Below are 11,985 nucleotides of genomic sequence, written 5' to 3'. Positions count from 1 at the left end.
AAATGAATTTGTAATTTCTATGTGTTTATCCGCTTTAATAATTAGCTAACTTTTATTGTATAGAGTTTTTGTCTTTTCAATATCTTTATAACATGAAAAAAATAATTGCATTCGCAGGGAGTAATAGTAGTACATCTATAAATCACGCTTTTGTTTCTTTTGCAGCGTCTTGTGTTTCTCAATGTGAAGTAAAAATTATCAAGTTGGTCGATTACTCTTTACCTATGTTTAGTGAAGATATTGAGAAAGAGAAGGGATATAGTGTAGAATTAATGATGCTTAATAACGAACTTAAAGCTGCAGACGGTGTGCTTCTTTCGGTAAATGAACACAACGGAACTGTTTCTGCGTTTTTCAAAAATGTTTTAGACTGGTTGTCTAGATTAGATAGAAACTTTTTAGATGGAAAAAAAGTAATGTTGATGAGTACATCAAATGGAAAAAGAGGAGCTGCTTCGGCATTAGAATACACTAAAGGCTCTTTACCAAGGTTTGGTGCCGAAATAATTGAAAGTTTTGCGTTTCCATCTTTTTCAGAAAATTTTTCTAAAGAAGAAAATAAAATTACAAACGAGCTTCTACACTTAGGTTTTATGGAGGTTTTGCAAAATTTTGAACACCAGCTATTAAAATAATGCGCAGTCAAGTTTCAAAATCTTTTACACTTACTGAAACATTTAAGGAAAAACTACTTACATGGGCCTCTCAGTTTTATGAAGTAGTTTGGTTAGACAGTAATGATTATGAACAAGAACACAGTAACTTTAAAGCATTATTGGCTGTAGATGCGCTCACTAGTATACAAACTAGTTATCATGGAGCTTTTAATGCTTTAGAAGAATATCAAGAAACCACAAAAGATTGGTTGTTTGGTTATTTAACCTATGACCTTAAAAATGATGTTGAACAACTTACCTCTGCAAACGAAGACTATTTAGGGTTCCCAGATATTAGTTTTTTTCAACCTAAAAAAATTTTAGTATTTGACGATAATGCTGTAACATTTATGTATCTCAATTTTGTTGCAGATGAAATTGATGATGATTGGGAAGCAATTAGTAATCAAGTTGTTACTGCTTCAAACCCTAGTGAGAAGGATATTAAAATACGCTTGCGTACGTCAAAAGATTCCTATTTCGAAAAAGTAGAAACAATGCTAAGCCATATTGAGCGTGGCGATATTTATGAAGCTAATTTTTGCCAAGAATTTTTTTCAGAGAATACAAGCATAAACCCAATTACTACTTTTTTACAGCTTAATGAAATTTCGAAACCCCCTTTTGCTACTTTTTTAAAGATTGATCAAAGGTTTTTACTGTCTGCTTCTCCAGAACGATATTTAAAGAAAGAGGGTAGTACAGTTATATCTCAACCCATAAAGGGGACAGCTAAAAGAGCTGATAATAATGAAGAGGATAGGGCTATAATTGATAAACTTCTTAACGACCCTAAAGAGCGTAGTGAAAACATTATGATTACAGATTTGGTTCGTAATGATTTGTCTCGATTTGCCAAAAAGGGCTCTGTTATAGTAGATGAGCTTTGTAAGGTTTATACTTTTGAACAGGTACATCAACTTATTTCTACAGTTAGATGTGAAGTGGACCCTACTGTATCTATTGTTTCACTTTTAAGAGATACGTTTCCTATGGGTAGCATGACTGGAGCTCCTAAAGTTAGTGCTATGAAAATTATAGAAAACCTTGAAGATACCAAAAGAGGTTTATATAGTGGAGCTGTTGGTTATTTTACTCCGGATAACAACTTTGATTTTAATGTAATTATTAGAAGTATTTTGTTTAATGAAGCTAATAAGTACGTTAGTTTTTCTGTTGGAGGCGCAATCACTAACAAATCTCTCCCGGAAGCTGAATATGAAGAATGCCTTTTAAAAGCTAAAGCAATGCGTAGTGTATTAGAATAAATTTATGTTTTAATAAAGACATAAACATTAAATATGTATTAAAAATAGCATAATTAATCTTTATGTTTAAATTTATGCATATATTTGTGTTGTTTAAATTGATAATAAGATGTTACACGCAATAATTTCTGGAGATATTATTTCTTCTACAAGTCTTGAACAAAAAGATAAGGTTATACTTGAAGAAGCTTTGTCTGCTATGATAACAGAACTAGATAATTCTTTTAATGTTTTTGGTAGAGTTGTAAAAGGCGATAATATAGAGTGTAGTCCACTTAAAGTTAAAGATGCACTAACGATAGCGTTAGCTATAAAAAGTTATGTAAAATCTATTCCACTTGATGTAAGTAGTTACAAGAAAGAAAAAAAGCGTGTAAAACTATTTAAAGAACACGGGATACGTGTAGCAATTGGTTTAGGGAGTATGGATCGATTAGATTTTGAAAATGGTGTAATGGATGGTGAAGCTATATATATGGCTGGCAGAAAAATAAACAGTACTTCAACATATAACAAAGACCGAATAACCATAAAAAACACATTGTTTTTTATATCTAAAGACAATGATTTAAATAGAGAATGGGAAGCTATACTTGGTCTACTGGATGTTTTATTGGCAAAGGCTACGGCAAGACAAAGCGAAGTATTATATTTGAAGTTATTAGGTAACGATGAAAGCACAATCTCTAAAAAACTAGGAATAGACCAATCTGTTGTAAATAGACATTCCACTAGTGTTGGTTGGAATGCTATTGAGGGAGTAGTAGCCTATTTTGCTAGTAGTTTTAGCCATTAATCAGATTTTTTTAGTGCTTTATAGGGCGTCTTAAGGTATTTTATTATTAAAGTATGGGATTTCAAGAGTTTATTGTTCTTCAGTTTTTGGCACATGTACTGGCAGACTATTTTTTGCAAACAAATGCGTTAGCAAACCAAAAAAACACCTTAGGCTTTAAAAGTCGTTTTTTAATCTGGCATACGCTTATTGTTTTTGTAACTTCTTGGCTGCTTTCTTTTCAAATTGAATTTTTTATTGGCTCAGGAGTAATTGCAATTTCACATTATTTTATTGACGGAATTAAGGCAAAATACAATAACCACTCTATTCTTAAAAAATCTATCTTCTTTATAGACCAAGGATTGCATATACTAGTGTTGATAATAGTATCATGGCTTTTTACAGAGTATCACGGTCTTAAATTTATTATAGAACTTCCAATAGATGCAAATACTATAGGAATAATTACTGCATATCTATTCTGTTTAAAACCAACAAATATCTTAATTAAAGAAGTCTTTAAGTCTTCAGAAATTGATGTAGCTATAACTAATATGGATATCGATACTTCATTAGATACAAATGAGCTTCCTAATGCGGGTAAACTTATAGGTATTTTAGAAAGACTATTAACACTTACTTTTATTTTAGTTGGACAATATGCTGCAGTAGGGTTTTTAATTGCTGCAAAATCGATACTTCGATATAAGGATACAGATACTTTAAAGACAGAATATGTTCTTATAGGGACTATGTTAAGTTTTGGTACTGCTGTACTATTAGGAATTTTAACCTCTTTCTTTTAATAATGCTAGCAGCTCTAAAAAAACATATTGAAACTCAATTTCCTTCATTAAAAAACAGCAAACTTCTTTTGGCTTGTAGTGGAGGTGTAGATAGTATGGTGTTACTATATTTTTTACATAAACTAAATATTAAAACTGCCGTAGCACATTGCAACTTTTCATTACGAGGCGAGGAAAGTGATGAAGACGAAGCATTTGTGAAAGAGATGTCGAGTAACTATAATCTTGTATTTTATTCTGAAAGATTTAATACAAAGAAATATGCTTCAGAAAAAGGGATTTCTACTCAAATGGCAGCTAGAGAATTACGTTATAATTGGTTTTTTCATCTTCTAGAAGAACATGGATATGATTTTGTAGTAACTGCACATCATGCAGATGACACTTTAGAAACTTTTTTAATAAACCTTTCTAGAGGTACAGGTATAAAAGGTTTGTTAGGTATTCCAGAAAAAACTGAAACTGTAATTAGGCCTTTACTACCTTTCAGTAGAAAGGAGATTGAAGGTGTTGCAAAAGCACAATCATTATATTGGAGAGAAGATAGTAGTAATGCTTCAAAAGATTATTTACGTAACAAATTGCGTCATACTGTTATTCCTGGATTTAAGTCGGCAGCCCCAAAAATATTAGATTCTTTAAAACAGACCCAGCAAAATTTAGGCGAGGTTTCTAATTTGCTAGATGACTACATGACATTAGTATATAATCTAGTTATTTCAGAAATAGAAGATGGCTATAAAATTGATATTGAAAAAACAAAATCATTACCCAACTCAAAAGCATTATTGTTTCAGTTATTATCTCCATTTGGATTTACTGACTTTGACTCTATTTTAGATTTAATGGACTCCCAAAGTGGTAAATCTGTTTATTCAAACTCTCATAGATTATTAAAAGATAGAGAGTTCTTATTGCTTTCTGAAAATCAAGAAGTAGACTTCAAAACTGTAATTATAGACAAGGAAACTTCAGAAATAACTGTACCCATTCATTTAACTTTTTCTGAAGCAGATACTTATAAAATTACAAATGCCCATACTGTTTTTATAGATGCTTCGACTCTTGAATTTCCTTTAGAATTACGAAAGTGGAAAGAAGGTGATACTTTTCAACCTTTTGGGATGAAAGGAAAAAAGAAATTGAGTAAATTTTTTAAAGATGAAAAGCTATCTTTGATAGCTAAAGAAAAAACGTTTGTTTTAATTAGTAATAATGACATAGTTTGGGTAGTTGGGCATCGACTTGACGAGAAATTTAAAGTAACCCAAAAGACTAAAAATATTTTAAAAATTGTATATACTCCAGCATAATTTTATGAAAAAAAACATAGCTTTTTTATTGTTCTTAATTTGTTCAATAACAAGCTTTGGACAAATTATAGAACCCGTAAAATGGAAATCTGAATATAAAAAAATTGACGATACAAATGGTGAGTTAATTTTTACTGCTACAATAGAAGATGGCTGGTCTATTTACTCACAATATATAGATGAGGGTGGCCCTATACCAACAACTTTTACTTTTGAAAATCCAAATAATGATTTTGAATTAGTAGGTAAAACAGAAGAAGGTAAACCTGTTTTAAAGTTTGATAAAATTTTTGAAATGGATATGGCTTTTTTTTACGATAAAGCAGTATTTACTCAAAAAATAAACTTAAAAAACACAAATATTGATTTTATTGATGTTTTAGTAGAATATCAAACCTGTGATGATGAGAAGTGTATTTTTGAAAGTAGTGAGTTTCATGTCCCATTAAGCACATCAAATGAAGTTTCTAATGATGCTATAAATTTATCAGCCAATGATTTAGAAAAGGCTAATGCTTTAAAGTTAGATTTAAAAGGAAAGGAAACTTATTTAAAAGATGCTAATGAAGAAGACAAAAGCTATTTAACCATTTTTTTATTAGGGTTCTTAGGAGGGCTTATAGCTTTACTTACACCATGTGTATTCCCAATGATACCATTGACTGTATCTTTTTTTACTAAAGGTGCTAAAGACAAAAAGAAAGGCTTAGGAAATGCTATTCTTTATGGACTCTTCATTTTTATTATTTATATACTGCTTAGTTTACCATTTCACTTATTAGACTCTGTAGACCCAGAAATACTAAACAATATTTCAACTAACGTTACTCTAAATATTATTTTCTTCATAATTTTTGTTGTATTTGCTTTTTCATTTTTTGGATATTTCGAATTAACATTACCAAGTTCTTGGAGTTCAAAAATGGATAATAAGGCAACTAGTATAGGAGGTATTGTAGGTATATTTTTTATGGCATTAACTCTTGCTATAGTATCTTTTTCTTGCACAGGACCAATTTTAGGCTCTCTTTTAGGAGGGTCATTAAGTAGTGATGGAGGAGCTATGCAGCTTACATTTGGGATGGGTGGTTTTGGATTAGCCTTGGCATTACCATTTGCGTTGTTTGCATTGTTTCCTAACTGGTTAAACTCATTGCCTAAAAGTGGAGGGTGGCTAAACACAGTAAAGGTTGTGTTAGGTTTTGCAGAATTAGCATTGGCATTTAAGTTCTTATCTAATGCAGACCTCGTAGCACATTGGGGAATATTAAAAAGAGAAATTTTTATTGGTATTTGGTTATTATGCGCATTGGGAATGGGATTATATCTATTTGGATTGATAAGATTCCCGCATGATGGTTCTAAACGAAAACTACCACTTGGTAATATAATTATTGGTTTAGCAAGTTTTGCTTTCGCTATTTATCTTATACCTGGTCTTACCAATACTAAACATGCTAATTTAAAATTGTTAAGTGGCTTTGCACCACCAATGTTTTATAGTCTATATGATAAAGGAACCTCAGCACCATTAGGTTTAACAGCTTATAAAGATTTTGAAAAAGGCTTAATAGCTGCAAAGAAAGAAGGTAAGCCCATTATGATAGACTTTACGGGCTGGGCATGTGTTAATTGTAGAAAAATGGAAGAACATGTTTGGAGCAGGGAGGATATTTTTAAAGTGATCAATGAAGAATATATTCTAATTTCATTATATGTTGATGATAGAGAGAAATTAGATCCTGCCGAACAATTTAAGTTTCTAAAAGAGAACGGTAATACCAAAACTATAAGAACTATTGGGGATAAATGGGCAACATTTCAAACTATTAATTTTAAGAATAACTCTCAGCCTTACTATGTTTTAATTGATAGTAACTTAAATTTAATTAATTCGCCTATCGCTTATACACCAAATGGAAATGAATATCTAGCTTGGCTTAAAGAAGGAATGAATAATTTTTCAAAATTATAAATATGAAAAAACTAATAACACTAATTGCAATTTGTGTACTTTTTGTCACAAATGCTCAAGAAAAAAATTACGTAAAAGAGAACTACAATAAAACCGAAACGTATATAGAAATGCGTGATGGCACAAAACTGTTTACTACTGTTTATAGCCCTAAGGATACTTCAAAAAAATATCCTATACTTTTAAAAAGAACGCCATATAGCTGTAGACCTTATGGTGAAGATCAATTTCCCTCAAAGGTTGGACCTAATGAATTCTTAATGAAAGAAGGAAACATTATGGTTTATCAGGATGTTAGAGGTAGATGGATGAGTGAGGGGACCTACGATAATATGCGAGCATACATCCCAAACAAAAAAGGAAAACAGTTTGACGAGGCAAGTGATACATATGATACTATAGATTGGTTAGTAAAAAACCTTGACAACAACAATGGTAATGTAGGAACCTATGGAATTTCTTACCCTGGATTCTACACAACCTATTCTTTACTTGATGCACACCCCGCACTTAAAGCAGCTTCTCCACAGGCATGTATCGGAGATTTCTTTTTTGATGATTTTCATCATAATGGAGCATATTTATTGAGCTACTGGAGAGCGACTTCAGTATTTGGATATGAAAAAGATGGCCCTAAAAAAGAGTCTTGGTACAAGTTCCCACAGTTAGGAACACAAGACCAATATCAATTCTTTTTAGATGTTGGCCCATTATCTAACCTAGATAAATATTATAAAGAAGACAATGTATTCTGGCAACAATTAAAGGAGCACCCTAATTATGATGAGTTTTGGCAATCGAGAGGAATTATTCAGCATTTAAAAGATATTAAACCTGCTGTAATGACCGTTGGCGGATTGTTTGATGCTGAAGATTTATATGGACCTTTTGAAACCTATGAAAAAATTGAAAACCGAAGTAACAACTACAATACTGTAGTTTTTGGACCTTGGAGTCATGGAGATTGGGCTAGAACCAAAAAACGTCAGGCAATAGGTAATGTCTATTTTGGAGATGATATTTCAATAGATTATCAAAAAAACATAGAGACTAAATTCTTTAATCACTTTTTAAAGAACGACGGAAAAGGCGATACTGATCTTCCGGAAGCATATATGTTTGATAGTGGTACTAAAGAATGGAAAACATATTCTGAATGGCCTCCAAAGAACTCAAAAAAGAAATCCTATTGGCTACAAAGCAGAGAACGCTTAAATCCTGTAGCAGAAAAAAGCTATACTTTTGAAGAGTTTGTAAGTGACCCTAAAAAACCTGTTCCTTATACTGAAGACATCAAAATGGTATTTACACCACGTAAGTATATGACAGATGACCAACGTTTTGCAAGTAGAAGACCAGATGTTTTAGTTTTTGAAACTCCAGTACTTACTGAAGATGTAACCATGGCAGGAGAAATCATAGCCAAACTTAAAGTTGCTACTACAGGCACAGCTGCAGACTGGATTGTAAAAGTGATAGATGTCTATCCTCCAGATGCAAAGGACACGCAAGAAACACAAGACCATTTAAAAATGAGTAATTACCACATGATGGTAAGAAGTGAAGTGTTAAGGGGCCGTTTCAGAAACAGCTTTAGTAAACCAGAGCCTTTTGTTGCAAATGAAAAGACAGATGTGAATATAAAACTACAAGATGTTCACCATACTTTTAAGAAAGGACACAAAATACAGGTACAAGTTCAGAGCACATGGTTTCCATATATAGATTTAAATCCACAAACCTATGTTCCTAATATTTTTGAAGCAAAAGAATCAGACTTCAAAAAACAAACACACAAAGTTTTTAATGACTCTGCTATAGAGTTTATGATCCTAGATAAGTAATAGAATAGGATTACAAATAGGGAAAAATAGATAGCGCCTCAATCTTTCGATTAAGGCGCTAATAACAAACCTAACTTAGTAAATTTTAAAAGTTTTTTACTTCTAAATAAATGCATTGAGTAAATTTTCTATCCCCACAAAAAATTTAAACAAATACACATTCACTAATTCATAATCAAATATAAGTTGCACCTTAAAAGAAACCTATACGTATATACACGTATTTAGGATTTATTAACAGTTTGTAGTTATCTGGTTGTTTGTTAAGACTCTATAACCTTTTTGTCCTTTTGTGTGAAAACCAATAAGTTGCCTTAATCTCCTTTTTATTCTAGTTCGCTTATTGCAGTAAAAAAGTGATAAAAATTTTATTTTTTTTACTAATTATAACTTTTTATTAAACGAAAACGTTTTAGTTTTTACTGTAAATTGTACAAATCATATTAATAGCCTAGTTTTACATGAATGAGTAAGAAAATTAAAAAAATTGCAGTACTAACAAGTGGAGGAGATTCTCCAGGCATGAATGCTGCAATACGTGCTGTAGTGCGCTCTTGCGCTTATCATAACTTAGAGGCTGTTGGCGTTTACAGAGGGCTACAAGGACTCATTGAAGGAGACTTTAAAGAACTTGGACCTCGTTCAGTAAAAAATATTATTAATAGAGGAGGAACCTTTCTCAAGACTGCTCGCTCTCAAGAATTTAAAACAAAAAAAGGAAGAGCTAAGGCTTATAAAAGTCTTGTAGATAGCAATATAGACGCTCTTGTGGCTATTGGAGGTGACGGAACATTTACAGGATGTAAAATTTTTTATGAAGAGTTTAATTTCCCTATAGTAGGACTTCCAGGAACTATTGACAATGATATTAATGGTACAGATTATACTATTGGGTATGATACTGCGCTAAATACAGTAGTAGAGTCTATAGATAAAATTAGGGATACAGCAAATTCTCATAATAGGCTTTTTCTAATAGAAGTTATGGGAAGAGATGCCGGTGATATTGCTTTAAATGCAGGTATTGGTGCTGGTGCTGAAGAAATTTTAATTCCTGAGCAAAATTTAGGGCGTGATAGATTATTAGATTCTTTAAAAAAGAGTAAAAAATCTGGAAAATCTTCAAGTATAGTTGTAGTAGCTGAAGGTGATCAAATTGGAAAAAATATATTCCAGTTAGCGGAATACATTAAAGAAAACCTTACAGAATACGAAGTTAAAGTTACTGTTCTTGGTCATATACAAAGAGGAGGAGCTCCAAGTTGTTTTGATAGAGTATTAGCGAGTAGGTTAGGAGTTGGAGCAGTTGATGCACTATTAGATGGTAAAAAAAATATTATGATAGGTCTTGTCCACAATAAAATAGTACACGTAGATTTTGGTAAAGGACTAGAAGGAGAAAATAAAATAGATATAGATTTAATAAGAGTAGCAGATATTACATCTGTTTAAAAGAAAAAGAAAATATGAGTACAAAAATTGCAATTAATGGCTTTGGTCGTATAGGTAGAATCGCATTTAGAATAGCATCACAAAACCCTAAAGTGGAAGTGGTTGCTGTAAACGATTTACTAGATGTAAACCATCTAGCTTATCTTTTAGAATATGATTCTGTTCACGGGAAATTTCCTGGAGATGTAGGGGTTGTAGATGGGCATTTAAGTGTAGATGGAAGAAAGATTAGAGTTTCAGCTGAAAGAAATCCAGAAGATTTAAAATGGAATGAAGTAGAGGCAGAGATTGTAATAGACTGTACAGGAATTTTTACTGAAATAGATTCTGCTTCTGCTCATATAAAAGCCGGAGCAAAAAAAGTAGTTATTTCGGCACCTTCAAAGACAGCTCCTATGTTTGTAATGGGAGTAAACCATACAGAAGTGAAACCTGAGGACACAATTGTATCTAATGCTTCTTGTACAACAAATTGTTTGGCACCTATGGCAAAAATCATAGACGATAATTTAGAAATTGTTGAAGGTTTAATGATTACCGTTCATGCAGCAACCGCTACCCAATTTACAGTTGATGGCCCTTCTAGAAAAAACTACAGGTTAGGGAGAAGCGCTATAAACAATATTATTCCAACTTCTACTGGAGCTGCAGTAGCTGTAACAAAGGTTATCCCAGCGCTAAAAGGGAAGCTTACGGGAATGGCTTTTAGAGTACCAACGGCAGACGTTTCTGTTGTAGATTTAACTGTTAGAACAAAAAAAGCAGCCACATACGAAGAAATTAAACAACTTTTTAAAGATGCTGCAAATGGTGCATATCAAGGCGTGGTAGATTATGTAGATGAACCTGTGGTTTCTCAAGATTTTGTAAGTGATTCAAACACGTGTAATTTTGATGCAGAAGCAGGAATAGCACTCAATGATAATTTCTTTAAATTAGTTGCTTGGTATGATAATGAATATGCTTATTCTTCAAAATTAATAGACTTAGCAGCTCATATAGCAACAGTTTAAATTATGATATTAATTACAGATGGTGGTTCTACTAAATGCGATTGGATTTTATTGGATACAAAAGGAAATGTATCTCTTAAAACAAGAACATTGGGACTTAATCCAGCTGTCGTTCCTGAAGAAGAACTTGCTCAAAGAATTGAGTTTAATAAAGACTTACAATCGCTTTTTAAGAAGGTTACTACTTTAGACTTTTATGGAGCAGGTTGTGGAACCAAAACTCCAAAAGCAATTTTAAAAAGAATATTAGAAACGTATTTTAGCCAAGCAAAAGTTTCAGTAAATGAAGATACTGTTGCGGCAGTTCATGCTGCTACTAATAAACCAGGTATAGTTTGTATCTTAGGAACAGGGTCCAATAGTAGTTATTATGACGGAAAAACCATAATGAATAGTGTAGAATCCTTAGGGTATACTTTAATGGATGAAGCAAGCGGAAACTACTTTGGTAAGCGACTCATTCGTGATTATTTTTATAAAAAAATGCCGGCAGTATTGGCAGAGGAGTTTGAAAAAAGATTTAATCTAGATCCAGACCACATTAAACTTAACTTATACAAAAAACCCAATCCCAATATGTATCTGGCTTCTTTTGCCGAGTTTATTTTTAATCCTGGAGAAAATAGACCAACTTCAGCTGGAGAAATTAATGGCTACTTTTATAAATTAATTAGCGAAGGAATGCTTAAGTTTATTGAGTATAAAATACTTTGCTTTAAAGAAGCACAGCATGTCCCAATTCATTTTATTGGTTCTATAGCACACTTTAGTGAAGATATAATTCGAAATTGCATGAAACCATATAATCTTGAGTTAGGAAATATTATAAGAAGACCAATTGATGGTTTAATAGATTACTACAGAGAAAATAGAATGTAAT

Annotated in this window: 10 protein-coding genes; all 10 read left to right on the top strand. The window is 32.1% G+C overall.

Annotated elements, in window-relative coordinates:
* The first annotated feature begins 92 nt into the window (after positions 1 to 92).
* Positions 93 to 635, top strand: a complete 543-nt coding sequence (locus RM538_RS03385) for an NADPH-dependent FMN reductase (RefSeq protein ID WP_311331984.1) — start codon at positions 93 to 95, stop codon at positions 633 to 635.
* Positions 635 to 1,924: an anthranilate synthase component I family protein gene (locus tag RM538_RS03380; protein WP_311331983.1), complete on the top strand. Its 1,290-nt coding sequence runs from the start codon at positions 635 to 637 to the stop codon at positions 1,922 to 1,924. The genes RM538_RS03385 and RM538_RS03380 overlap by 1 nt, the downstream gene beginning before the upstream one ends.
* 109 nt (positions 1,925 to 2,033) lie before the next feature.
* Positions 2,034 to 2,720: a fumarate hydratase gene (locus tag RM538_RS03375; protein WP_311331982.1), complete on the top strand. Its 687-nt coding sequence runs from the start codon at positions 2,034 to 2,036 to the stop codon at positions 2,718 to 2,720.
* A 53-nt stretch (positions 2,721 to 2,773) separates the two neighbouring features.
* Positions 2,774 to 3,508 (top strand): DUF3307 domain-containing protein, encoded by a 735-nt coding sequence (locus RM538_RS03370; RefSeq protein ID WP_311331981.1) that lies wholly within the window; start codon positions 2,774 to 2,776, stop codon positions 3,506 to 3,508.
* Between the two features lie 2 nt (positions 3,509 to 3,510).
* Positions 3,511 to 4,821 carry a tRNA lysidine(34) synthetase TilS gene (gene tilS / locus RM538_RS03365; protein WP_311331980.1) on the top strand — a complete coding sequence of 437 codons (1,311 nt, stop codon included), beginning with the start codon at positions 3,511 to 3,513 and terminating at the stop codon, positions 4,819 to 4,821.
* Between the two features lie 4 nt (positions 4,822 to 4,825).
* On the top strand, positions 4,826 to 6,796 hold the full coding sequence (locus RM538_RS03360; RefSeq protein WP_311331979.1) for a protein-disulfide reductase DsbD family protein: 1,971 nt from the start codon (positions 4,826 to 4,828) through the stop codon (positions 6,794 to 6,796).
* A 2-nt stretch (positions 6,797 to 6,798) separates the two neighbouring features.
* Complete coding sequence (locus tag RM538_RS03355; RefSeq protein WP_311331978.1) at positions 6,799 to 8,640, top strand: CocE/NonD family hydrolase; 1,842 nt, start codon at positions 6,799 to 6,801, stop codon at positions 8,638 to 8,640.
* Between the two features lie 465 nt (positions 8,641 to 9,105).
* The gene (gene pfkA / locus RM538_RS03350; protein WP_311331977.1) at positions 9,106 to 10,092 is read left to right on the top strand and encodes a 6-phosphofructokinase; all 987 of its coding nucleotides are present in this window, start codon (positions 9,106 to 9,108) and stop codon (positions 10,090 to 10,092) included.
* A 14-nt stretch (positions 10,093 to 10,106) separates the two neighbouring features.
* Complete coding sequence (gene gap, locus RM538_RS03345; protein ID WP_311331976.1) at positions 10,107 to 11,105, top strand: type I glyceraldehyde-3-phosphate dehydrogenase; 999 nt, start codon at positions 10,107 to 10,109, stop codon at positions 11,103 to 11,105.
* A 3-nt stretch (positions 11,106 to 11,108) separates the two neighbouring features.
* The gene (locus RM538_RS03340; RefSeq protein ID WP_311331975.1) at positions 11,109 to 11,984 is read left to right on the top strand and encodes an N-acetylglucosamine kinase; all 876 of its coding nucleotides are present in this window, start codon (positions 11,109 to 11,111) and stop codon (positions 11,982 to 11,984) included.
* Position 11,985: the final 1 nt, after the last annotated feature.

This window comes from Patiriisocius hiemis, from assembly GCF_031846325.1.
Lineage (GTDB): Bacteria > Bacteroidota > Bacteroidia > Flavobacteriales > Flavobacteriaceae > Patiriisocius_A > Patiriisocius_A hiemis.
This window is presented reverse-complemented; position numbering and strand designations above follow the sequence as displayed.